This window comes from Methylobacterium variabile, from assembly GCF_001043975.1.
GTDB lineage: Bacteria > Pseudomonadota > Alphaproteobacteria > Rhizobiales > Beijerinckiaceae > Methylobacterium > Methylobacterium variabile.
The window spans coordinates 25,863-49,391 of the sequence record NZ_LABY01000017.1; the positions used below are offsets into that span (position 1 = coordinate 25,863).

Here is a 23,529-nt window from a genome sequence, read left to right on the forward strand (position 1 = left end):
CGGCGATATTCGGCGCGATCCCGGCAAGACCCGGTTAATCACGATCGGGGCGGAGAGGCCGGCGACCTCTACGATTCCGGATCGGCCCGGGTGGAGAAGCGGTCGCGGGCGGTGAAGCGGTCCGCCGGCAGGGCGGAGGGGGGCGTGCCGCGATAGATCTCCCGGGACAGGAACGAGCGCTCGATCTCGATCTGCTCCTCGTCGAGGTCGACGTACCAGCAGCGGCGCCGGGGCGACCAGCGGTAGTTGCGGCCCTTGAGGCGGTCCTTGAGGGCGATCGGCGCCTCGGAGGCCCAGAGCCGGACGGTCGGCCGCCGCGCCGCCTCGAGGAGGGCGGCGAGGGCCAGGCGGCCCGAGGCCCGCAGCGGCCGCGCGAGGATCGCCAGCAGGGCCTCGCAATCGTCGATCGCCCGGTGGCCGTTGTGGAAATGGCCGTGATCGGCGAGCAGGTGGCCGAGCCGCATGCCCTCGTGCCCCTCCGCCCGCCAGGGGATCTGGTGGCAGGAGCAGGCCCAGTTGCGGGTGACGAAGATCGGCCAGCGGCGCTCGCACATCTGCCGGTCGAAGCGGGCGTTGTGGGCGATGACGACCCGGGCCTCGGCGGCGAGGGCCGTCACCGCATCGTCGTCGATGCGCCGGCCGGCAACGTCGGCGTCGGTGATGCCGGTGAGGCGCACCACCGCCTCGGGGATCGGGCCGGACGGCTCGTGGAGCTGGTTGAAGCGCTCCAGCACCCGGTAGATGCGGCCGCTGGCCCCGTACTCGAACTTGACGATGCCGAACTCGATCACCTCGTCGGCCGCGACGTCGATGCCGGTGGTCTCGGTGTCGAGGATCAGGCCGACATAGGTCGGCTCGTCGGCCGGCTCGGGCGGGGGCACGAACGGGCCGAGGCGGCGCAGCACCCGGTAGTCGCCGGTGCGCTCCAGGATGGCGGCGATGTCGTCGAGCGCGTCGGTCAAGCGGCGGGTCACCCTGGCAGGCGGCCGCGCGCGGGCGGCCCATGTCGTTGCTTGGACCCTCGGCTTAATCCCGGCCCGCCCGCCGGGCCAAGAGCCCCGCCGCCACGCTCCACCGCATTCGCATCCGGCAAAGGACAGCCCGGCCGTGGGGAGGACCGACGGATCCCCACCTCATCCGCAAAGACCTGAGACAGTGTGAGCGCGGGCGCCTTTCCCCCTCCGGCCCGCGGGGAGGCTCCCGCTCGTGCGCAGGGGAGATGCCGGGTCTGCCGTCATCCCCCCACGAAGGAAAACCCCGCCGCCGAGAGCCTGGGACTTTCGGCAGCGGGGAAGTCGAGGAGATCCGAGAGACAAGCCCCACGCCGGCTGGGGAGGGAACGGCGCCGGCGGGTGCACGGGGGCGGCTCCCATGCCACCCCACTGAAGGCGCAACATCCCGCCGCTAGACCGGTTTCGGGGGCGACGCCGAAACTTCGTCGGGAGTAAACCTGCAGCAAGCCGGGAGAGCGGCGAGGCCCGGATTCGGGAGCAAGCGCCGGGATGCGCGACGCGGGGCGCGGGGCCAGGATGGCGCCATCGCCCGGACAGGGAGGCACAGGACCATGCGCAACCCGGATCTCGACCTCGCGGCCGTCGGCCCGATTCCACCCGGCCAAGCCTCACTTGGCCAAGCCCCGCTTGGACAAGACCAAGTTGGACAAGTCGCGCCCGACCACGTCACGCCGCTGGACGACGCCGCGCGCTTCTCGGCCATCGCCCGGCGCGACCGGGGAGCCGACGGGCTGTTCGTCTACGCGGTGCGCAGCACCGGCGTGTATTGCCGGCCGAGCTGCGCGGCCCGGCCGGCCCGGCCCGAGAACGTCAGCTTCCACCCGACCTGCGCCGCCGCGGAGGAAGCGGGGTTCCGGCCGTGCCGGCGCTGCCGGCCGAACGAGCCGAGCCTGGAGGAGCGGCAAGCCGCGGCGGTGGCCCGGGCCTGCCGGCGGATCGAGGCGGCGGAGACCCCGCCGGCGCTCGCCGCGCTCGCCGAGGAGGCGGGCCTGAGCCCGTACCACTTCCACCGGGTGTTCAAGCAGGTGACCGGCGTCACCCCGCGGGCCTACGGCGCAGCGCGGCGGGCCGAGCGCGTCGCCGCCGGCCTGCGCCGGGCGGACACCGTCACGGAGGCGATCTACGAGGCCGGCTACGGCGCGGCGAGCCGGTTCTACGCCGGCGCGACCGCCCGTCTCGGCATGACGCCCACGGCCTACCGCCGGGGCGGCGAGGGCGCGACGATCCGCTTCGCCGTCGGCGCCTGCTCCCTCGGCCACGTCCTGGTGGCGGCAACCGACAAGGGGGTGTGCGCGATCCTGCTCGGGGACGATCCGGAGGTCCTGGTGCGCGACCTCCAGGACCGCTTTCCGAAGGCGGCGCTGACCGGGGGCGATGCAGGCTTCGAGGCTTTGGTGGCGCAGGTCGTCGGCCTCGTCGAGGCCCCCGGCGGGCCCTCGAGCCTGCCGCTTGACATCGGCGGCACCGCCTTCCAGCAGCGGGTGTGGCAGGCCCTGCTGGCAATCCCGCCGGGCCGCACCGCGACCTACGCCGAGGTCGCCCAGGCGATCGGCGCCCCCGCTGCCGCCCGGGCGGTGGCGCTCGCCTGCGGCGCCAACCCCCTCGCGGTGGCGATCCCCTGCCACCGGGTGGTGCGCCAGGACGGCGGGCTCTCGGGCTACCGCTGGGGCGTCGCGCGCAAGCGGGCGCTGCTCGACCGCGAGCGGGAGCCGGCGGAGAGGCCCTAAAGGAGCCGGGCTCCACCTGCGGAATTTTCGCGCAAGGGAAAGGTTGTGGGGCCGAAGGGGATTCAGGATTCTCACTGCACAGCATCCGATGCGGCGAAGACCTGTTCTTATGGATGCCGCAACATGTCTCGTGCTTCTCTTCTGGCCGTCGTTGGACTGACGATCGCCGGGACCCTGCCGGCCGCGGCACAGAACCTGGCGATCTTCCCGAACAACCGCCCGGCGGCCGAGTCCACCGAGGCGTTCCGGGCCGAGGCCCTGCGCAGCGACGCCTACAACATCGAGGCGAGCCGCCTCGCGCTGCAGAAGTCGAACAATCGCGCCGTCCGCGACTACGCCGAGCAGACGATCGTCAACCGCCAGGCGACCACGGACGCGCTGCTGCCGCGGGGCACCTCGCTCAGCGCCGCCGGCACCGTGGTCGGCGACGCCGGCTCGGGCAACCTGCTCACCGCGCCGCTGTCGCTGGCCACCGCGCCGATCGTGGCGGTCGGCAACGTGCTCCAGGGACGTCCCGTCTTCGAGCGCACGATCGTCGACACCAACCCGGCCACCCCGGGCCGCCGCGTCACCCTCGATCCGGTGCGCGAGCAGCGCCTGTCGCGCCTCCAGGCGGCGCCGAACGGCCGCCGCTTCGACGCGCTCTACACCGCCGACCAGGCCCGGGCCCAGAGCGATGCGGTGCAGCTCTACGAGGCCTACTCGCGCAACGGCGACAGCGCCGTCGGCCGCACCTTCGCGAACGAGGCCAAACCCATGCTGCGCGGCGACGCCGGCGAGGCCGATCGCCTGGCCGGCCGCTACGCGGACGGCGGCTCGCTGTTCTGACCGGTCCCGCCGGGGCCGAACCGGGCCTCCCGCCCGGCCCCGGCGGCTCCCCGTTCCGGCAGGCCGGCGCGGATGAATCATTCCTTTAAGGAACCCCAACCGGAATTTGCGCCGGGACGGATCGTCGGGTCAGGATCGGCGTTCTCTCACCAGCCCCTGACGCAAGGGCCCGGCGGCGAGCGCGTCCTTCGACGGAACGGAGGCCGGCTCGCTACGGAAAATGCGGCATAATCAAAGGCCTAGAGCGGCGCCCTCGGCTGCTCTAAGGTCGAACGCAAACTCAGCGCGGGCCTCCCCTGACGGAGCGCAGTCCCATGTCGTGCCGCCACAACGCCGTCGCACCCCTGCCGCACCTGATCGCGACGGCACCGTCCCACCTGCGCAAGTGGCGCCGCTTCCCGCGCACGCTGCCGCAGCCAGCCAACGACAATGCCCGCCCCGGCTCCACCGCCGAGGTCGGCCTGTGGGCCGCCGCCCTCGGGGCCACCGCCACCATGGTGGCGGTGCTGATGGTCGGGATGATGCTGTGACCTCCGGACCCGTCGTCGCGCGCCGTCGCCCTCAGCGCCCGGTCTTCTCGCGCCAGGCCGCGAAGTCGGCCTTGGCCGCCTCGTCGATGAGCGGGTAGAGGCCGATCACGGCGCGCCCGCGCTGGACCTCCTCGAGCACGAAATCCTCGAACACCGTCATCTCGGCCGCCTCGGCGGCGACTTCGTCGGCGATCTCCGCCGGGATGACGATCACGCCCTCACCGTCGCCGACCACCACGTCGCCCGGGAAGACCGCAACGTCGCCGCAGCCGATCGGCACGTTGATGTCGAGGGCCTGGTGCAGGGTCAGGTTGGTCGGGGCGGACGGGCGGCTGTGGTAGGCCGGGAAGGGCAGGGCGCCGATCTCGGGCGAGTCACGAAAACCGCCGTCGGTCACGACGCCGGCGGCGCCCCGCTTCATCAGCCGGGTCACCAGGATCGCGCCGGCCGAGGCGGCGCGAGGGTTCTTGCGGCTGTCCATCACCAGGACCGCGCCCTCCGGGCACTGGTCGACGGCGACGCGCTGCGGATGCGCGGGATCGCGGAACACCGCGAGCGTGTTCAGGTCCTCCCGGGCCGGGATGTAGCGCAGGGTGTAGGCCTCGCCGACCATCGTCCCGGCATTCGGGTTGAGGGGGCGCACGTCCTGGATGAACTGGTTGCGCAGGCCGCGCTTGAACAGGGCGGTGGCCAGGGTCGCGGTGCTGACCGTCTTCAGCGTCGCGCGGGTCTCGGGGCTCAGGGGCATCGGGGCTCTCCGGTCGGGGTGGGCGCGCGGCCGTACGCGACGGGCAAGCCCGCGAGGCCGTCGCGGCCGTGCCGCCCGCCTCCGGATCCTCCCCACCGCACCGGACGGCTTCGCCGTTCCGCGGCCGCCCGCACGGCGGCCTGTGACGCGCGCATTGAAGCACTAATGTTTTAGTACATCAACTGGGTCAGCGCAGGATGGCGCGCGTGAATCAGCCCGACGAAGCTCGGGCCCGCCCGAGCCCCGCCTCGACCGGCGCGAGCCGGGCACGCCCCCTTTGGAGGGGAAGAGCCCGACTTGGAAGGGACGAGGGTTAAGCCTGCGCCGTGACCCGTGCCGGGACCCATCGGGCGGGCCGAGCGCCCGGCTCGTACGAAATCCGACTAATTGCTTCGCAAGGCGGCTTTCGGCGTCGCTCAAGCGCCGCACGGGCTGCCAGCACTTCCGGAAGGAGTCTTCGGGAACGGTGTCACTTCCTGCGCGGCGCCGGTGCCGGGGGTTCGGGAGTGTCCTCGTCGGGCTCGCCGCCGCCGATGGCGGACTTGATGGCGAAGGCCACGAGGGGGCTCGCGACGTCGACCACCTCGGCCCTGGTCAGGCCCTCCTTCGGGTCGTAGGCGCCGACGAGCATCACGGTCCGGTTCTCGGTCTTGGCGAGATCGATCCCCTCGCCGGCGACGGCGAGCGGCTTGCCGGCGATCGTCTCGGCCTTCGGGTCGTTGGTGAACAGGACCATGACCTTGCCGTCCTTGACCACACCGACGTAGCAGGTCTCGGCCGGGCTGCGGCAGGGAAACAGGGCCGCAGCTGTCGGGTCGGGCTGCGGCGCGGGGGGCGCCTCCTTCGCCGGCCGGGGCGGCTCCTTCGGCCGAGGCTGGGCCTGGGCCGGCACAACGAGGAACTGGGGGGCGAGCGCGAGCAGCGCGAGGACGAGCGCGGGGCGCATGGGTGTCGTCTCCTGGGGGTTCGTTGCCCTCTGGGCAGGCCGCCAACTGGCGCGGCGGCCTCCGGCGATCAAGGGCCGCGGGCTCACGCCTGCGCGAGGTCGGCCGCCGCCACGAGGGCGCGGGTATAGGCCTCCCGCGGGCGCTCCAGCACCGCGTCGGTCGGGCCGCGCTCGACCTCGCGGCCGTCGCGCAGCACCAGCACGGTGTCGGCGAGCGCCCGCACCACCGCGAGGTCGTGGGAGATGAACAGGTAGGCGAGGCCGTGGGCCGCCTGCAGGTCGCGCAGCAGGGCGACGATGTCGCGCTGCACCGTGCGGTCGAGGGCGGAGGTCGGCTCGTCGAGCACGACGAGGCGCGGCCGCAGGATCATCGCCCGGGCGATGGCGATGCGCTGGCGCTGCCCGCCCGAGAAGGCGTGCGGGAAGCGGTGGCGCCAGGCGGGATCGAGGCGAACCTCGCGGAACGCCTCCGCCGCCCGCGCGTCGCGCGCCGCCGCGCTCAAGCGAGGCTCGTGGACCCGCAGGCCCTCGGTGACGATCTCGCCGGCGGTGAGCCGGGGCGAGAGCGAGCCCATCGGGTCCTGGAACACCGGCTGGAAGCCCCGGCGCAGGGGCCGCAGGGCGGCGCGGCCGAGGGCGGTGAGGTCGCGGTCCTCGAACCGCACCAGGCCGTGGGCGGCGGGCTCGAGGCGCAGGAGCGCCCGGCCGAGGCTCGACTTGCCCGAGCCCGATTCGCCGACGACCCCGAGGGTCTGCCCCGCCCGCAACGTCAGGTCGATGCCCGCGACCGCGAGGCGGGGGAAAGCGGCCCGCAGCAGGCGCGGGCGGCCCGGATAGGCGACGGACACCCCGCGCGCCTCCAGCACCACGGGGGCTCCCTCCGGCACCGGGCCCTTCCGGCCGGCGGGCTCGGCGGCGAGGAGGTCGCGGGTCTCGGGCGCCCGCGGATCCCGGAACAGCCGCTCGGTCGGGCCGGCCTCGACGAGGCGGCCGGCGCGCAGCACGGTGGTGCGGTCGGCGATCCGCCGCACCAGCCGCAGGTCGTGGGTGATGAACAGGAGCGCGAGGCCGAGCCGCGCCTTGAGGTCGGCGAGCAGGCCCAGGATCTGCGCCTGCACGGTGACGTCGAGCGCGGTCGTCGGCTCGTCGGCGATCAGCAGGTCGGGCTCGCAGGCGAGCGCCATCGCGATCATCACCCGCTGGCGCTCGCCGCCCGACAATTCGTGCGGGTAGGCGGAGAGGCGCGCGCCCGCGTCGCGGAGGCCGACGAGGCCGAGGAGGTCGCGCGCCCGCGCCGCCGCCTGGCGCCGGCTCAAGGAGCGATGGGCCCGCAGCGGCAGGGCGATCTGGTGGCCGATGGTGAAGAGCGGATCGAGGGCGGTCATCGGCTCCTGGAACACCAGGCCGATGCGGGCGCCGCGGATCCGGTCGAGGGCGGGGCGGGCGAGGCCGACGAGTTCGGTGCCGTCGAAGCGCACGCTGCCCGAGACCCGCGCCTGCGGCGGCAGCAGGCCCATGACGGCGAGCGCGACCTGGCTCTTGCCCGAGCCCGACTCGCCGACGAGGGCGAGGGTCTCGCCCCGGGCGAGGTCGAGGTCGAGGCCGTCGAGGGCGGTCACGTCCCCGTCGGGGTAGCGCACGGTGAGGCCCCGCAGGGCGAGGAGGCTCATGGCTGCAGGCTCATGGCTCTACGCCCGCACGTCGAGGGCGTCGCGCAGGCGCTCGCCGAGCAGCGTCAGGGCGAGCAGGGTGGCGACGAGGAACGAGGCCGGGACGACGAGCATCCAGGGCGCCGTCTCGAGGCTGCGGGCGCCGTCGGCGATCAGCACGCCCCAGCTCGTCGCCGGCTCCTGCACGCCGAGGCCGAGGAAGGAGAGGAAGCTCTCGAGCAGGATCACCCGGGGCACCATCAGGGCCGCGAAGGCGATGACAGGGCCGAGCAGGTTCGGCACCACGTGCCGGCGCAGGATCGCCCCCGTCGTGAGGCCGAGCGCTTCCGCCGCCCGGACGTAGTCGCGGCGCCGGATTCCTTGCGCCTCGGCCCGGACGATGCGGGCCATGTCGAGCCACTCGACGGCGCCGACCGCGACGAAGATCAGCGCGACCGAGCGGCCGAAGAACACCACCAGCATGATGACGAAGAACACGAAGGGCAGGGAGTACAGGATGTCGACGAGGCGCATCATCGCCGCATCGATCCGCCCGCCGAGGGTGCCGGCGAGCGCCCCGTAGGCGACCCCGATGCCCAACGCCACCGCGGTCGCCATCAGGCCCAGCGCCAGCGAGAGGCGGCCGGCCACGAGCGTGCGGGTGAGGAGGTCGCGCCCCAGCGTGTCGGTGCCGGCGAGGAAGCGCAGTCGGTGCAAGGGGGCCTCGACGGTGAGCCGCCGCCCGTCCTCGGCGCGGGCGATCACGCGCGGCTCCCCGAAGGTGTCCGAGCGGGAGAAGAAGGTCAGCACCCGCGGATCGATCGGGCGGTCGGAGGCCAGCGTCAGCCGGACCGCGTCCGCCGTGACGGCGACGTCCTCCGCCCGCACCCGCATGCGGAAGGCGAGCCGGTCGAGGGCGGGGCGCACGGCCTCCGGGGTGGGATAGAGCGACGGCGAGGGCGGCGTGCCGGGATAGTCGTAGTAGAGACGGTCGTAGGGGTGGCCGGTGACGAAGGGCCCGAGGGTGCAGGCGAGGGCGACGAGCAGCAGCAGGGCGGCGCAGGCCCGCGCGAGGCGGTCGCCGAGGAGGCGCCGGCGGGCGCGGGCGAGGAGCGAGGCCTCCGCCCAGGCGGGGGCGTGGCCGGCCTGGGACCGGCTCATCCGACGTCCCGCAGCCGCGGGTCGATGAGGGCGCAGGCGAGGTCGGCGACGAGGTTGAGCACGAGGACGAACCCCGCGATCAGCACCACGGTGCCGAGCACCAGCGTGTAGTCGCGGTTGATCGCGCCGTCGACGAAGTAGCGCCCGACGCCCGGCAGGCCGAACACCGTCTCGACCACGACCGAGCCGGTGAGGAGGCCGGCCGCGGCGGGCCCGAGATAGGACACGACCGGGAGCGCCGCGCCGCGCAGGGCGTGGAGCGCCAGGGTGCGGGGCGGCAGGCCGAGCGCCCGCAGGGTGCGCCAGTGCGGCCGGTCGAACACCTCGACGAGGCCGGCCCGGGCGAGGCGGGCCACCACCGCGACCTGCGGCAGCGCCAGGGTGACGACCGGCAGGACGAGGTTTCTCGGGGATCCGTCGTCCCAGCCGCCGACGGGGAGCCAGCGCAAGGAGAGACCGAAGGCGATCTGGAGCAGCGGGGCGACCACGAAGCCCGGCACGGTCAGCGCGAAGGTCCCGAGGGTCGTGACCGCGTGGTCGAGACTGGTCCCCCGCCGCAGGGCCGCCAAGCCCCCGAGCACCGTGCCGAGGAGGAGCGAGACCAGGAGGGCGAGGCCGCCGAGCGTCATCGAGACCGGCAGGCCGCGGGCGAACAGCTCCGCCACCGAGAGGTCGCGCACCGAGAACGAGGGCCCGAGATCGCCCCGGGCCAGGGCCGCGAGGTAGCGCCCGTACTGGACGAGGAGCGGCTGGTCGAGGCCGTAGACCCGGCGCAGGTTCTCCATCGCGGCGGCCGGCAGCGGCCGCTCGAGGTCGAACGGCCCGCCCGGGGCGAGCCGCACCAGGAAGAACGACAGGGTGACGACGATGAAGAGCGTCGGGACACTCTGGGCGAGGCGGCGCAGGATGGTGGCGAGCACGGAATCGGGACGGGCGGACCGGGGTGGAGCGGCCGGCAGGATAGAGCATCGGCCCGGGAAGCGATGCCCACTTTCTCGAGCCGCGAGCCGGAGCGGACGTCCGGCCCCGCCTCACGCCGCCCGCAGGCCGGACAGGAACGCCCCGACCTCGCCGCGCAGCGCCTCGGCATCGGCCGACAGGCGGCGCGCCGCCGCCGCCACCTCGTCCGCCGCCGCACCGGCCTCGCCCGCATGCGAGCGCACCTGTGCGATGCTCGTCGTCACGCCCGCGCTGCCCTCCGCCATCTGCGCCACGTTGCGCACCACCTCCTGCATCGTCGCCTGCTGCTGCTCCACGGCGGCGGCGATCGCGCTCGAGCCCGCATTGGCCCGTTCCAGCGTCCCGCCGATCCCGCCTACCGCCGAGACGGTCCGGCGCGTCGCCTCGCGGATCTGCGCCACCTGGCCCGCGATCTCCCCGGTCGCCCGCGCGGTCTGGCTCGCCAGCTGCTTGACCTCGGCGGCGACCACCGCGAACCCGCGGCCGGCCTCACCCGCCCGGGCCGCCTCGATCGTCGCGTTGAGCGCCAGCAGGTTGGTCTGGTCCGCGATCGAAGAGATCAACGCCACCACCTCGCCGATCTTCTGCGCCCCGGCCTCGAGCGCCTGCACCGTCGCGCCCGTGTCCCGCGCGTCCGCCACCGCCCCGGCGACCAGCTCGGCCGAGCCGGCGATCTGGCCGGCGATCTCGCGGGCCGTCAGGCTCATCTCCTCGGCGGAGGCGGCGACCATCTGCACGTTGGACGAGGTGTGCTGGGCGGTCGCGGCCACCGAGGCGGCCTGGCGGCCGGTCTCCTGCACGGCGCCGGCCATGGTGCCGGCATTGCCGCCGAGCCGGGCCGCGGCCTGGGACAGGGAGTCGACGAGATGGCCGATGCGGGCCTCGAAGGCGCCCGCGGTCTCGACCGTGGTGGCGCGGCGCTGGACCTCGGCGTCGGCCCGGGCGAGGGAGGCCTCCGCCTCCAGGGCGCGGTTGCGCACGAGGCCGTCCTTGAACACCGCGAGGGCGCGGGCCATGGCGCCGATCTCGTCCCGGCGCGCCTGCCCGGCCACGTCGGCGGTGAGGTCGCCCTCCGCCAGGCACTCCATGGTGCGCGTCATCCGGGCAAGGGGACGGGAGACGCGGGCGACCACCGCGAGCCCGGCGCAGGTCAGCGTCAGGGCGAGGGCGGCGACCAGTGCGCAGCCGACCAGATCCGCGCGCGCGGCGGCGGCGTGCCCGTCGGCGGCCCGGCTCAGGAGAATCACGGCCTCCTCGGCGATGGCGACGATGGTGTCGAGGGCCGTCCCGATCTCCTTGCGCCACGGCACGACCTGGGGCCGCGGCAGGGCGAGGTCCGAGAGGGCCGCGACGACGGCCTTGCGCCGCTCGTGGAAGGCGCCGCCGAAATAGGCGGCGTCGGCCGCGGCCACGGCGGCCTGGAGCGAGGGCTGGTCCGCATTGCGCCGCGCGAGGGTGCGCACCGTCGCCATCGCCTCGTCGGCCTTGGCGCGGTTCACGACGAGGTCGAGCGCCTCCTGCGGGGTGATCACCCGGCCCTGGGCGAGCCCGGTCGTGATGACGACGTCGGCGTTGCCGGCGTGGTTGCGGGCGGTCCAGGCGTGGGCGCGCGCGGCGATCAGGTCGGCGAGCGCGGCGTCGCTGCGCTGGATCTGCGTCTCGACCGCGGTCGCCAGCGCCTCGATGGCCGCCAGGAACGCGGTCCCCTGCGTGGAGACGCGGCCGCCGAGGGCCTTGTCGCGGCCGGGAAGCGGCCGGCGCATCTGCTCCGCCACCGCCTGGCGGATCTCGTGCCAGGTCGCGGCCGCCTGCGTCAGGGCCTCGACGGCGGAGGCCTGGAGATGCCCGGCCTCCCGGAGGGCGACGAGCTCGGGCAGGGCGGAGCGGAGCAGTTCGTCGAGCGCCGCGGTCTTCGCGGACACGGCCTTCTGATTGTCCTCGGCCGCCTGCCCTTCGAGGGCCAGGAGCGCGACGGTCCCGACCCGCTCGTAGCGCAGGTTCGAGAGGGCGCGCAGCAGAAGCACGTCGACGCCGGCGAGGCGGGCGACCTCGCCGGAGGCGTGCCAGGCGCGCCACGATGCGTGCAGGGCCCATCCGGAGCTCATCGTCAGGATGAGGCCGAGGGCGAGGATGACGCTGGTCAGCTGGTGCCGGATCGACAAGGTCATGGCGATGTCTTTCCTCCTGGTGCGGCCGTGTCGCGACGGGCCGCCCGTGGCGCGTACGGCGCCGGGGTCGGCCGGCGGGCGTTCGGCATTCCGCTGCCGGTCAGGTTCGTGGGAAGACGCATCCGCTCCCGCGGGGCGCACCACCCGGGCGCGATGCCTTCCTGAAGGTCAATTCCTAGTGCGACGGCCTTAACAAGGCGAGAACGCGAGGTAATAACAGAGGCATACTTGCGACGACGCCGGAAACCCTGCGGCAGAGCGCGATCAGGGCGCGAGCGACAGCCAGCGGGTCGGCGAGACGCCGCGCAGGTTGGGCGTGAAGCCGCGCAGGCGCGGCCCGATCAGGTGCTTGTGCCGGTAGTGCAGCAGGGGGATCCAGGGCAGGTCGGCGAGGAAGACCTCCTCGGCCCGGTAGAGGATCCGGGCCCGCGCGGCGAGGTCGGTCTCCCGGGCGGCGTCGCGCATCAGGGCGTCGTAGGCCGGGTTGGCGTAGCGGCCCGAGTTGAAGCCGTCATTGCCGCTCTCGACCAGGAACAGGAAATTCTGCGGGTCGGCGTAGTCGGCGATCCAGCTCATCCGGGCGAGGTCGAAGGGACCGCCGTCGCGCAGGTAGGCGAAGTGGGTCTTGGCGTCGGTGGCGGCGAAGGACGTGGCGACGTTGAGCGGCCGCCACATGTCGGCGATCGCCACCATGGTGTTCCGGTTGTTGTCGGTGATGTTGTAGCGCAGCTCGACCGCGAGGGGCTTTCCTCCCGGGCCGTAGCCGGTCTCGCGCAGGAGCGCGATCGCCGCGTCCTCGCGCTCCAGCGGCGAGAGGTCCCGGCCCGGCATGACGGGCGGCGGGAGCGCGTTGTCGAGCCCGGCCGGCGTCAGGGAATAGGCCGGCAGCATCGTCTCGCCCCAGACCGCCTCGGCCAGGAACTCGCGGTCGAGGGCGAGCGACAGGGCGCGGCGCACCCGCACGTCGTCGAGGGGGCGCTTCCTCACGTTGACCATCAGCGCCAGGACGCCGAGGGCCGGGTTGAGCACCACCCTCTCGCCGAAGCGCCCCTTCAGGGCGCGCACCTGGTCGGCGGGCAGGTCGTCGAGGGAGTCGATCTCGCCGGCGGCGAAGCGGCGCACGGCGGCGGCGAGGTCCGGGGTCGGGATGTACTCGACCTGGGGAATCGCGACCCGGCCGGCCTCGCGGTAATGCGGGTTGCGGACCGCGGTGATGCGGTCGTTGGGGGAGAAATCCTTGAGGAGGTAGGCGCCGTTCGACACGAGGTTGCCGGGCCGGCTGAAGGCCTCGCCGTGGCGGGCGAGGGAGGGGCGGTGCACGGGCGTGCTCGCCTGGTGGGTCATCAGCTCGACGAAGTAGGGGGTCGGCTGCTCCAGGGTGATGACGACGGTGAGCGGGTCGGGCGCGGCGACGCCGACGGCCCCGACCGGCATCGCCCCGCGGTTGACCGCCTCGGCGTTGCGGATCGGCGCCAGCACGCTGGCGTACTTCGCCCCCGTCGCCGGATCGAGCATGCGGCGGAAGCCGTGGACGAAGTCTTCGGCCACGACGGGATCGCCGTTCGACCAGCGTCCGTCGGGGCGCAAGGCGAAGGTCCAGGTCAGGCCGTCGGCCGAGGTGGTCCAGCCCGCGGCGGCGCCCGGCACCAGGGCGCCGTCGGGGCCGTAGGTGCTCAGGCCCTCGTAGAGGTCGAGCAGGATCGTCGCCTCGGCTACCGTCGAGGTCTTGTGCGGATCGAGGGTCTCGGGGTCGGCGCCGTTGCCCCGCCGGTAGATCGCGGGGCCGGCGGCCCGGGCGGGGGCCGGCGCGCCCGCGGCCGCCCCCACCAGGCCGGCGAGGACGTCGCGCCGCCGCATGACGATGGTCAGGCGCCGGTCTCGGCCTGGAGCCCGGCGGCCTCGATGCCGGCGACCGCTGCCTTCTCGTCGTTGTCGGAGGTGTCGCCCGAGATGCCGACCGCGCCGACGAGCTTGCCGTCGCGCTTGATCAGCACGCCGCCCGGGACCGGGATCAGGCCGGCCGGACCCGCGACGTGGGTGACGGCGGCGACGAAGTAGGCCTGCTCCTCGGCCCGCTTGGCGATGGCCCGCGAGCCGATGCCGAGCGCCAGCGCGCCGCTGGCCTTGCCGGTGGCGATCTCGGCCCGCTTCAGGCTGGTGCCGTCCTCGACGGAGGCCGCCTTGAGGGCGCCGCGGGCGTCCAGCACCACGACGGCCAGGGGCTTGAGCCCGAGCGCGCGTCCGGCCTTGAGGGCGCTCGCGACGATGGTCGAGGCGGCGTCGAGGGTGAGGTCGGACATCGTGGGAAGCTCCGGGTCGTCGCGCGAGCGGCCTTCGGTTCGCGCGCAGGGAAGAACTCTCGGGGCTTACCCCGCCTGACGGGGCGCCGCCAAGCGGTGCCGCCAAGCGGTGCTGTCATGCGGCGGGGCGGCCCGTCGGCACCGGCCGCCTCAATCCGTGAACACCACCGTCTTGCGGCCGTTGGCGATCACCCGGTCCTCGAGCACGTAGCGCACGGCCCGGGCCAGTACCCGGCGCTCGATGTCGCGGCCCTTGCGCACGAGGTCGTCGGGGGTGTCGCGGTGCGAGATGCGCTCGACATCCTGCTCGATGATCGGCCCCTCGTCGAGATCGCCGGTGACGAGGTGCGACGTGGCGCCGATCAGCTTCACGCCCCGGGCATGGGCCTGGTGGTAGGGGCGCGCGCCCTTGAAGCCGGGCAGGAACGAGTGATGGATGTTGATGCAGCGCCCCGAGAGCTTCTGGGCGAGGTCGTCCGACAGGATCTGCATGTAGCGGGCGAGCACCACGAGCTCGGCGCCGGTCTCCTCGACCAGCCGCCACAGGGCGGCCTCCTGCTGCGGCTTGGTGTCGGGGGTGATCGGCAGGTAATGGAACGGCATCCCGGCGAGGTCGGCGGCGCCGTAGGTCTCGCGGGGATAGTTCGCCACGACGGCGCAGACCTCCATCGGCAGCTCGCCGATGCGCCAGCGGTAGAGCAGGTCGTTGAGGCAGTGGTCGAAGCGCGAGACGAGCAGCATCACGCGCCGCCGCTCGGCCCGGTCGCGCAACGACCAGTCCATGCCGAAGCGCTGCGCCACGGCGGTGAAGCCCTCGGCCAGCGCGTCGCGCCCCGGCGCGCCTTGCACGGGGTTGAACACGATCCGCATGAAGAAGCGGCCGGTCTCCACGTCGTCGAATTGCTGCGCGTCGAGGATGTTGCAGCCGGCCTCGAACAGGTAGGCCGACACGCCGGCCACGATCCCCGGGACGTTGGTGCAGGAGAGGGAAAGGACGTAGGAGGGGGTGGTCATGGGAGCCCGGGCCGGAAACAAGGATCGGCCCACGCCCTAGGCGATCGTCTCAGGCGCGTGAAGCCCCTTCCCTGACGAAGGCGATCCGGTCCCAGGTGACGCCGGGACGGCCGAGCTGGGCATCCCCGTCGGTCCGGCAGAGGACGCAGCGCAGGCCCTCGGCCCGCGCGAGATCGATCGTCTCGGTCGCCTCGACGTCGAACATCCGGCGTCCGGGCGGCACCGGACCGTGGCGCAGCGAGAGCGCCATCAGGCCGCCGGCCCGGAGCAGGGCGGCGATGCGCGTCATGCCGCGCCGCCGCTCGTCCGCGTCGAGGTGCATCCACACGGCCGTGAGCATCACGACGTCGAAGGTCTCGCCGCTCCCGGCCAGCACGGACAGGTCCGGCAGGCCGTCGTCGAGCCACGTGATCCGCGGCGACCGATGCAGCGCGACCGCGTGCCGGCGCAGCTCGGCCGTCGGCTCCACGGCGGTCACGCGGTAGCCGAGGGCCGCGAAGCCCGCCGCATCGCGTCCGGTCCCGGCGCCGACATCGAGGACATGGGCCGGCGGCGCGGGCAGGAGCGGCAGGATCGCGGCGTGGATGTCCGAAAAGGCGATGCTCTCGTATTGTGAGACCAGCGCCTCGGCCTGCGCGGCATAGCCGTCGGTCCCGTGCGGGATCCCGGTCCGCGTCACCCGTCCGCCTCCAGTTCCCCGCTCACCATCAGCCACTCCTCCTCGGCGCTCCCGAGCGCCGCCGCGGCTTCCGCGCGCATGCGGGCGAGCTCGCCGGCCTTGGTCGCGTCGGTGCGGAAGGCGGTGCCGTCGGCGAGCGCGGCGTCGATCTTGGCGATGGCGGCCGAGAGCTTCGCCATGCGCGCCTCCACCGCCTCGAGCTTGCGGCGCAACGGCGCCAGCGCCGCCCGGCGCTCGGCGTTGGAGCGGCGCTCCACCGCCTTCATGCCGCCGGCGGGCTCCTGGCTCTTGCTCGCCTCGGTCTCCGGGCCGGCGAGCACGAGGCGGCGGTAATCGTCCATGTCGCCGTCGAAGGGCTTCACGGTGCCGTTGCGCACGAGCCAGAGCCGGTCGGCGCAGGCCTCGACCAGGAAGCGGTCGTGGCTCACCAGGATCACCGCGCCCTCGTAGTCGTTGATCGCCTCGACGAGGGCCTGGCGGCTCTCGATGTCGAGATGGTTGGTCGGCTCGTCGAGGATCAGCAGGTGGGGGCCGTGGAAGGCCGCGAGCCCCATCAGGAGCCGCGCCTTCTCGCCGCCGGAGAGCTGCGAGACCGGGGTGTCGGCCTTGTGGCCGGGGAATCCGAGGCGGGCCGCCGCCGCCCGGGCCTTCGCCTCGGGCACGTCCGGCATCAGGTCGCGGACATGGGCGTAGGCGCTCTCGGCGGGCCTGAGTTCGTCGAGCTGGTGCTGGGCGAAGTAGGCGACGTTCATCTTGCCCCAGCGCCGCACCTCGCCGGACAGGGGCTCGAGCCGCCCGCCGATGAGCTTGCAGAAGGTCGACTTGCCGTTGCCGTTGGCACCCAGCAGGGCCACCCGGTCGTCGGGGGCGAGCGTCAGGTTGAGGCCCGTGAGCACCGTGCGGTCGGGATAGCCGGCCTGGACCCGCTCCATCGCGACGAGCGGCGGGGAGAGGGCGCGCTCCGGGCTCGGCAGGTGGATCACCGGCACGTCGTCCTCGATGAGCGCCGCGATCGGCTCCATCTTGGCGAGGCGCTTCATCCGCGACTGCGCCTGGCGGGCCTTGGTCGCCTTGGCCTTGAAGCGGTCGACGAAGCTCTGGAGGTGGGCGCGCTCGGCCTCCTGCTTCACCCGGGCCTTGGCCTGGAGGGTACGCTTCTCGGCGAGCTGGCGGGCGAACGCGGTGTAGCCGCCGCGGTAGAGCGTGAGCTTGCCGCGGTCGAGGTGGAGGATGTGGTCGACCGAGGTGTCGAGGAGGTCGCGGTCGTGGCTGATGATCAGCGCGGTGCGGGGATAGCGCTCGAGGTAGTCGTAGAGCCAGAGCGTGCCCTCGATGTCGAGGTAGTTGGTCGGCTCGTCGAGGAGCAGCAGGTCCGGCTCGGAGAAGAGCACCGCGGCGAGCGCCACCCGCATGCGCCAGCCGCCGGAGAAGTCGGAGCAGGGTCGCGCTTGCGCCTCCGCGTCGAAGCCGAGGCCGTGCAGGATCGCGGCGGCCCGGGCCGGGGCCGAGTGGGCGTCGATGTCGACCAGCCGCGTCTCGATCTCGGCCCGGCGCAACCCGTCGGCGGTCTCGGCCTCCTGCATCAGCCGCGTGCGCTCGGTGTCGGCGGCGAGCACCACAGCGTGCAGGGTCTCGGGGCCGGCCGGCGCTTCCTGGGCGACGCCGCCGATCCGCGTGCCCTTCGGCAGCCCGATCGTGCCGCCCTCGGTCGGGATCTCGCCCTGAATGATGCGGAACAGGGTGGTCTTGCCGGCGCCGTTGCGCCCGACGATCCCGACCCGCGCCCGCTCGGGCAGGGCGAAGCCGGCTTGGTCGAGGATCAGGCGGTCGCCGATCCGGTAGGTGAGGTCGTTCACGCGGAGCATGGCGGCGTTGTGGGGGCGGGCGGCGTGCGAGGCAAGGGGAAGCGGGCGGCCGCATCGTCTCGCGGCACCGGGGCGGCGGGGATGCGCGAGAGGGCGGCGAGTTGACAGGGCGCCGCCGCGGCCCGTTAAGCGGGGGCCATGACAGCCGAGCCCGGATCCGCGATGACGTCCACCTCCGAGATCCTGGGCACGCTCCTCCACGAGCGCCGGGCGCTGATCGGCATCGTCGGCCTCGGCTATGTCGGACTGCCGCTGGCGCTCGCGGCGCTGCGGGCCGGCTTCCCGGTGCTCGGCTTCGACATCGACCCGGGCCGGGTCGCGGCCTTGAACCAGGGCGAGGGGGCGTTCCACCACATCCCGGGCGAGGCCCTGGGCCCGGCGCTGGCGGCGGGCACCTTCCAGGCCACCGGCGACATGGGGCGCCTGTCGGAGCCCGACGCGGTGCTGATCTGCGTGCCGACGCCGCTCACCCGCCACCGCGAGCCCGACCTGTCCTACGTCGAGGCGACCGCCCGCGCCATCGCGGCCGCCCTGCGCCCGGGCCAGCTCGTGGTGCTCGAATCGACCACCTATCCGGGCACCACCGCCGAGGTGATGCGGCCGATCCTCGAGGCCGGGGGCCTGCGGGCCGGGGAGGCGTTCTTCCTCGCCTACTCGCCGGAGCGCGAGGACCCGGGCAACGATCAGTTCGACACCGCCCGGATCCCGAAGGTGGTGGGCGCCGACGACCCGGCCTCGCGGCAGCTCGCCGAGGCGCTCTACGGCGCCCTCACGGTGCGCACCGTGCCGGTCTCCTCCGCCGCGGCCGCCGAGGCGGTGAAGCTCACCGAGAACATCTTCCGCTCGGTCAACATCGCCCTCGTGAACGAGCTGAAGCTCGTCTACGACGCCATGGGCATCGACGTGTGGGAGGTGATCCAGGCGGCCGCCACCAAGCCCTTCGGCTACATGCCGTTCCAGCCCGGGCCGGGACTCGGGGGCCACTGCATCCCGATCGACCCGTTCTACCTCGCCTGGAAGGCGCGGGAATTCGACGTGCCGGCCCGCTTCGTCGAGCTCGCCGGCGAGGTCAACACGCGGATGCCCTACCACGTGGTCGAGCGCCTGGCGGCCGCCGTCGACCGCACCGGCCGCGCCTTCTCGGGCGCCCGCGTGCTGGTGCTGGGGCTGGCCTACAAGCGCAACGTCGAGGACACCCGCGAGAGCCCGGCCCTGAAGCTGATCCGGCTGATCGAGGCGCGGGGGGCCACCACCCTCTACCACGACCCCCTGGTGCCGGTGCTGCCCTCAACCCGCGAGCACCCGGAACTCGCCGGGCGGCGCTCGCAGGCCCTGACGCCCGAGACCCTGCGCGGCGTCGACGCGGTGCTGATCGCCACCGACCACGACGGCGTCGACTATGCCCTGGTGGCGGCTCATGCCCGGCTCATCGTCGACACCCGCAACGTCATGGCCCGCCATGGACTAACAGTCGCGGCCGTCGTGAAGGCGTAAACCCGGGAAAAACTCCTGCCCGACCGGCACATGACTCCGATGGAGGCGGCTCATGCCCTGGCGAGCGGGGCCGCGGCGGGCTAAGAACGCGGGCGGGACCGCCACGGTTCGCGGGGTTCGAGGGCAGCGTCATGGGTCGGCTCGCAGTTTCTCCGTTCTTCAAGGAAGCGGGCATCGACCTGACCCCGTACGAGTCGCGCTGCATCTGGCGCCGGTTCGATGCCAACGAGATCCTGGTCGACTTCGACGACGCCTCGACCGACGTCTACCTGCTCGCCTCCGGCGAGGTGCGCATCCTCAACCGGACGCAGTCGGGCAAGGAGGTGATCCTCGGCGAGATGCGGGCCGGCGAGTTCTTCGGCGAACTCGCCGCCATCGACGGGGTCAGCCGCTCGGCCAACGTCACGGCGCTCACCCGCGGCGAGCTCTGCGTGGTGCCGGCCCCGGTCTTTCGCGAGATCGTGTTCGCCGCGCCGCCGATCGCCGACCGGCTGCTGCGGCTGCTGGCCAAGCGGGTGCGGATGCTCAACGCCCGGCTGATGGAGCACGCGGTCCTCGACCTGCGCCACCGCCTCTACGCCGAGCTCCTGCGCCTGTCGTCGCCCCGGCCCGGCACCGACGGCGAGCGCGCGGTGAGCCCGCCGCCCTACCACCACGTGCTCGCCGCCCGCATCGGCTGCCGCCGCGAGCAGGTGACCCGGGAATTCACCGTGATGGCCCAGGAAGGCCTGGTCGACCGCACCCGCGGCGCCCTGGTCATCCGCCGGCCCGACATCCTCGAGGCCCGGGTGGCGGAGGCGCTGCGGGAGGACGGGTAAGTCCTCCTGCGGAGACCCATGCACCGGCGAACGGTCCAGCCGCGGTGTCGAGCCGGGAGCCGCCGCAATCGAGATGAAGAAATCCGATTGATTGCCTCGGGCGACCTCTGCGAGGTCGCTTTCGCCATGCGGATTTCGACCTCGCTCCGGCGTGCGAAGCTTCTCCGCGCGGGCCGGTGATACGTCTTCCGGAAGTGATCGTCCGGAGAGCGCATCGTCCGCGAGCAGGCGCTTCGGATGAGTGGCGGCGCCAGCCCGCGTCCCGCAGGGCGCATCGATGACGCAAGGCATCGATGATGACACCTTGCTACGAGGCGCGCCCTGTGCCGATCTTTCCCCACCGACACCTGCCGGGATAATTGCGGACTGCGCCGTTTCATCGATGGAGCGAGACATGCGTCTGCTGGTGCTCGGCGGCACGCAGTTCCTGGGCCGCGCCATCGCGGAGCACGCCGCCGGGCTCGGCAACGCCGTGACCTGCGCCGCACGGGGCATCTCAGGCTCCGCGCCGCCAGGCACCCGGTTCGTCGCGATCGACCGCGACCGGCCGGACGGGCTCGTGGCGCTCGGCCAGGAGAGGTTCGACGCGGCGATCGACGTGTCGCGCCATCCGGGCCAGGTCCGGCGGTCGCTGGCGGTACTCGGCGGCCGCGTTGGGCACTGGACCTTCGTGTCGACGACGAGCGTCTACGCCGACACGGTGACGAGCGGACAGCGGGCCGACGCCGCGCCGCTCCTGGCGCCGGTGGGTGACGAGGTCGAGCACAGCGGGCCCGGGACCTACGGCGCCGCCAAGGTCGCCTGCGAGCGGGCCTTCAGCGCCCATGCCCTGATCTGCCGGGCCGGGCTGATCGTCGGTCCCGGCGACCCGACCGGGCGGTTCGGCTACTGGGTGAGGCGGATGAGGCGGGGCGGGGAGGTGCTGGCGCCGGCCGAGCCCGACGATCCGGTCCAGTTCATCGACGTGCGCGATCTCGCGGGCTGGATCGTCCGCGCGGCGCGAGACCGCCTCAGCGGGCCGTTCGACGCGGTCGGACCGGCCTGCACGCGCCGCGCCTTCCTCGACCGCTGTGCGGACGCACTCGGGTCATCCTGCACCACCACCTGGGTCGATCCGGATTTCCTCGACCGGCACGGCGTCGCGCGGGAATCCGGCCCGCGCTCCCTGCCGCTCCCGCTGCCGGACGCGATCGGGGACGCCTCGCGCGACGTGTCGGCGACGCTCGCGGCGGGGCTCAGGGTGCGGCCGCTGGCGGACACCGTCCGCGACACCCTGCGCTGGCTGGACACCGCGCAGGGTCCGGTCACGGGCCTCACGGCCGCCGAGGAAGCGGCGCTCCTCGCCGCCTGGCACGCGGAGCGGTGCTACCGCCCCTCCGGCCCGTAGGCCGCCAGGAACACCCGCACGGCCTCGGCGACCCAGTAGGTCGTCTCGGCCTCGGTCGGCGGATCGCCGACCCCGAAGAGCAGCCGGCGCATCGTCGTGGCGGCGCAGAGGTCGAAGAAGTGGCGGGCGGCGAGATCGCTGTCCATCCGGCGCAGGCGCCCGGCGGCGACCTGGGCGTCGAGATAGGCGCGCAAGCGAGCCCGGCCGAGGAGCGGCCCGGCCTCGTAGAAGGCCCGGCCGAAGCGCGGGAATTTCTCCGCCGCGCCGATCACCATCCGCACCGAGGCGACGTGGTCGGGCCGCACCATCGCCTCGATCAGGCTGGTGCCGAGGCGGCGCAGCACGGCGGCCACGTCCGGGTCGTCGTGGTCGAGGCGGCAGATGTTCTCCGCCAGCGTCCGCTTCTCCTCGACCGTCAGGGCCTCGAACAGGGCCTCCTTGCTCTCGAAGTAGACGTAGAGCGTGCCCTTCGAGACCCCCGCCGCCTTGGCGATCGCCCCCATGCTGGCGCCGTCGAAGCCGCTGGCGAGAAACACCTCGCGGGCCCCGTCCAGGATCTGGCGGCGCTTCTCGGTATCGGCGGGCGGGGAGCTGAGGGAGGCGTCACTCATGGCCGGATCATCTTGGTCGGGAGCCATTGTGGGGGCGGGGCGGCCGCGGTCAACCACGCTCGGCAGCGCGCCCGCCGATTGACCGAACGGTTCGGTCAACGTACTATCGCGGCCGTTCGAGAGCCGTCAACCGATTCGCACGGGGGCGGCGGGCGACGGGTGGAAGACGATGGCGTTCCGAGACGATTACGCGCAGGGCCGGCCCGCCGGCGATGTGGACGGGAAGGCCGCGCCTCCGAGCGGGAAGACCGAGGCCGCGCCGCCCGCCGGCCAGGCCGTCCCACAAGCCCCCCCGTCCGCCCGGCGCAAGCGGCCGCTGCGCCGCCTGGTCCTGGTCGCGCTGCTCCTCGGCGGTGGCGGCTACGGCGCTTACGCCGGCCACGAGTGGTGGACGACCGGCCGCTTCTTCGTCTCGACCGACGACGCCTACGTCCAAGCCGACATCTCGACGCTGGCCGCCAAGGTCTCAGGCTACCTCGAGGCGGTGCCGGTGGTGAACGGCCAGGCGGTCAAGGCCGGCGACGTCATCGCCCGGATCGAGGACGGCGACTACCGCCTGGCGCTGAAGGCCGCCGAGGACAAGCTGGCGACGCAAGGCAGCACCATCGCGCGCATCGCCCGGCAGGCGGAGGCGGCGCGGGCCCAGGTGCTCCAGGGCCAGGCCCAGATCGACGCCGCCAAGGCCGACCAGGTGCGGGCGGCCGCCGACTACCAGCGCCAGATGCAGCTCGCGCAGTCCGAGTTCGCCGCCAAGTCGCGCCTCGAACAGTCCCGGGCCGACCGCGACCGCTCGGACGCCACCGTGAAGGGCGCCGAGGCCAACCTGATCGCGCTCCAGGCCAACGTGGCGGTGCTGGAGGCGCAGACGAAGGAGGCCGAGAACCTGGCCGCCGAGCTGCGCACCGCCGTCGACCGGGCGAAGCGCGACCTCTCCTTCACGGTGCTGCGCGCCCCCTTCGACGGGGTGGTCGGCAACAAGGCGGTGGAGGCGGGCGCCTACGTCGCGCCGGGCTCGCGCATCGCCGCGCTCGTGCCGCTGCAGAGCGCCCGGGTCGACGCCAACTTCAAGGAGACCCAGCTCGGCCGCGTGCGGGTCGGCCAGCCGGTCCACATCCGGGTCGACGCCTGGCCCGACCGCGACATCCTCGGCACGGTCGAGAGCCTGTCGCCGGCCTCCGGCTCGGTGTTCAGCCTGCTGCCGCCGGACAACGCCACCGGCAACTTCACCAAGATCGTCCAGCGCCTGCCGGTGCGGGTGCGGGTGCCGGAGGCGGTCGCCCGCGAGGGCCTGCTGCGGCCGGGCCTGTCGGTGGTGGTGCGGGTCGACACGCGCGGCCTCGACGAGTCTCAGCCGCCGGCCCCGATCGACCCGCACCAGGCGGTGTCCGAGGCCAAGCCGGCGGCATCGCTGCGCACCGCGGGCCGCTGAGGCCCACGCGGATCGTCTCCGGGTGCACTCCCGGGACCTGACACCGTCCTGGTCATCCCGGGGCTCGCCGCAGGCGAGAGCCCGGAATCCAGAAACTCTGGAAGTGCAGGATGAGGCGAGCCGCTTTCCGCTCGTTACTGCACCCCCTGCGGCTCTGGATCCCGGGCTCCGCTTCGCGGCCCTGGGATGACCCTGTGCGGTG

The 23,529-nt window shown here is 73.5% G+C and carries 20 protein-coding genes; 7 read left to right on the forward strand and 13 right to left on the reverse strand.

Going from position 1 to position 23,529, the window contains the following annotated elements; all coding sequences use genetic code 11:
- Positions 1-68: 68 nt before the first annotated feature.
- The gene (locus VQ02_RS02605) at positions 69-962 is read right to left on the reverse strand and encodes a 3'-5' exonuclease (RefSeq protein ID WP_048442633.1); all 894 of its coding nucleotides are present in this window, start codon (positions 960-962) and stop codon (positions 69-71) included.
- 602 nt (positions 963-1,564) lie between these two features.
- On the opposite strand from VQ02_RS02605, the gene ada reads away from it, so the two are divergent.
- The 3 genes from ada to VQ02_RS02620 all read left to right on the forward strand — a co-directional run bounded on the left by ada (position 1,565) and on the right by VQ02_RS02620 (position 4,098).
- Positions 1,565-2,740 carry a bifunctional DNA-binding transcriptional regulator/O6-methylguanine-DNA methyltransferase Ada gene (gene ada / locus VQ02_RS02610; RefSeq protein WP_083469000.1) on the forward strand — a complete coding sequence of 392 codons (1,176 nt, stop codon included), beginning with the start codon at positions 1,565-1,567 and terminating at the stop codon, positions 2,738-2,740.
- Positions 2,741-2,863: 123 nt separating this feature from the next.
- A complete protein-coding gene (locus VQ02_RS02615) occupies positions 2,864-3,568 on the forward strand; it encodes a DUF4142 domain-containing protein (protein ID WP_048442596.1) in 705 nt (234 codons plus the stop codon).
- A 314-nt stretch (positions 3,569-3,882) separates the two neighbouring features.
- Positions 3,883-4,098 (forward strand): hypothetical protein, encoded by a 216-nt coding sequence (locus tag VQ02_RS02620; protein ID WP_048442597.1) that lies wholly within the window; start codon positions 3,883-3,885, stop codon positions 4,096-4,098.
- Positions 4,099-4,129: 31 nt separating this feature from the next.
- Here VQ02_RS02620 and VQ02_RS02625 read toward each other — a convergent pair whose 3' ends face one another.
- The 11 genes from VQ02_RS02625 to VQ02_RS02675 form a co-directional block, all read right to left on the reverse strand.
- Entirely contained in the window at positions 4,130-4,846 is a 717-nt protein-coding gene (locus tag VQ02_RS02625) for a ribonuclease activity regulator RraA (RefSeq protein ID WP_048442598.1), read from the reverse strand.
- A 469-nt stretch (positions 4,847-5,315) separates the two neighbouring features.
- Complete coding sequence (locus VQ02_RS02630) at positions 5,316-5,792, reverse strand: hypothetical protein (RefSeq protein WP_048442599.1); 477 nt, start codon at positions 5,790-5,792, stop codon at positions 5,316-5,318.
- A gap of 83 nt (positions 5,793-5,875) precedes the next feature.
- A complete protein-coding gene (locus tag VQ02_RS02635; RefSeq protein WP_048442600.1) occupies positions 5,876-7,462 on the reverse strand; it encodes an ABC transporter ATP-binding protein in 1,587 nt (528 codons plus the stop codon).
- Between the two features lie 18 nt (positions 7,463-7,480).
- The gene (locus VQ02_RS02640) at positions 7,481-8,602 is read right to left on the reverse strand and encodes an ABC transporter permease (protein ID WP_048442601.1); all 1,122 of its coding nucleotides are present in this window, start codon (positions 8,600-8,602) and stop codon (positions 7,481-7,483) included.
- Complete coding sequence (locus VQ02_RS02645; RefSeq protein WP_048442602.1) at positions 8,599-9,522, reverse strand: ABC transporter permease; 924 nt, start codon at positions 9,520-9,522, stop codon at positions 8,599-8,601. The genes VQ02_RS02640 and VQ02_RS02645 overlap by 4 nt, the downstream gene beginning before the upstream one ends.
- Before the next feature lie 111 nt (positions 9,523-9,633).
- Positions 9,634-11,730, reverse strand: a complete 2,097-nt coding sequence (locus VQ02_RS02650) for a methyl-accepting chemotaxis protein (protein WP_053080164.1) — start codon at positions 11,728-11,730, stop codon at positions 9,634-9,636.
- Positions 11,731-11,994: 264 nt separating this feature from the next.
- Positions 11,995-13,587: a peptide ABC transporter substrate-binding protein gene (locus VQ02_RS02655; protein WP_083469001.1), complete on the reverse strand. Its 1,593-nt coding sequence runs from the start codon at positions 13,585-13,587 to the stop codon at positions 11,995-11,997.
- Positions 13,588-13,595: 8 nt separating this feature from the next.
- Positions 13,596-14,030, reverse strand: coding sequence for a GlcG/HbpS family heme-binding protein (locus VQ02_RS02660; RefSeq protein WP_048442637.1), 435 nt, complete (start codon positions 14,028-14,030; stop codon positions 13,596-13,598).
- 150 nt (positions 14,031-14,180) lie between these two features.
- Entirely contained in the window at positions 14,181-15,044 is an 864-nt protein-coding gene (purU, locus tag VQ02_RS02665) for a formyltetrahydrofolate deformylase (RefSeq protein WP_048442603.1), read from the reverse strand.
- Positions 15,045-15,093: 49 nt separating this feature from the next.
- Positions 15,094-15,723 (reverse strand): class I SAM-dependent methyltransferase, encoded by a 630-nt coding sequence (locus VQ02_RS38660; RefSeq protein WP_048442604.1) that lies wholly within the window; start codon positions 15,721-15,723, stop codon positions 15,094-15,096.
- Complete coding sequence (locus VQ02_RS02675) at positions 15,720-17,588, reverse strand: ABC-F family ATP-binding cassette domain-containing protein (protein WP_048442605.1); 1,869 nt, start codon at positions 17,586-17,588, stop codon at positions 15,720-15,722. The genes VQ02_RS38660 and VQ02_RS02675 overlap by 4 nt, the downstream gene beginning before the upstream one ends.
- 162 nt (positions 17,589-17,750) lie before the next feature.
- On the opposite strand from VQ02_RS02675, the gene VQ02_RS02680 reads away from it, so the two are divergent.
- From VQ02_RS02680 to VQ02_RS02690, 3 genes are all read left to right on the forward strand, one after another.
- Complete coding sequence (locus VQ02_RS02680) at positions 17,751-19,082, forward strand: nucleotide sugar dehydrogenase (protein ID WP_048442606.1); 1,332 nt, start codon at positions 17,751-17,753, stop codon at positions 19,080-19,082.
- A gap of 131 nt (positions 19,083-19,213) precedes the next feature.
- A complete protein-coding gene (locus VQ02_RS02685; protein WP_048442607.1) occupies positions 19,214-19,900 on the forward strand; it encodes a Crp/Fnr family transcriptional regulator in 687 nt (228 codons plus the stop codon).
- A gap of 394 nt (positions 19,901-20,294) precedes the next feature.
- Complete coding sequence (locus tag VQ02_RS02690) at positions 20,295-21,287, forward strand: Rossmann-fold NAD(P)-binding domain-containing protein (RefSeq protein WP_048442608.1); 993 nt, start codon at positions 20,295-20,297, stop codon at positions 21,285-21,287.
- On the opposite strand, the gene VQ02_RS02695 is transcribed toward VQ02_RS02690, so the two are convergent.
- The gene (locus VQ02_RS02695) at positions 21,266-21,898 is read right to left on the reverse strand and encodes a TetR/AcrR family transcriptional regulator (RefSeq protein ID WP_083469002.1); all 633 of its coding nucleotides are present in this window, start codon (positions 21,896-21,898) and stop codon (positions 21,266-21,268) included. The two genes, VQ02_RS02690 and VQ02_RS02695, sit on opposite strands and share 22 nt — an antisense overlap.
- A gap of 169 nt (positions 21,899-22,067) precedes the next feature.
- Between VQ02_RS02695 and VQ02_RS02700 the strand changes: the two genes are divergently transcribed.
- Positions 22,068-23,327, forward strand: a complete 1,260-nt coding sequence (locus tag VQ02_RS02700) for an HlyD family secretion protein (protein ID WP_048442610.1) — start codon at positions 22,068-22,070, stop codon at positions 23,325-23,327.
- The last annotated feature ends 202 nt before the right edge of the window (positions 23,328-23,529 follow it).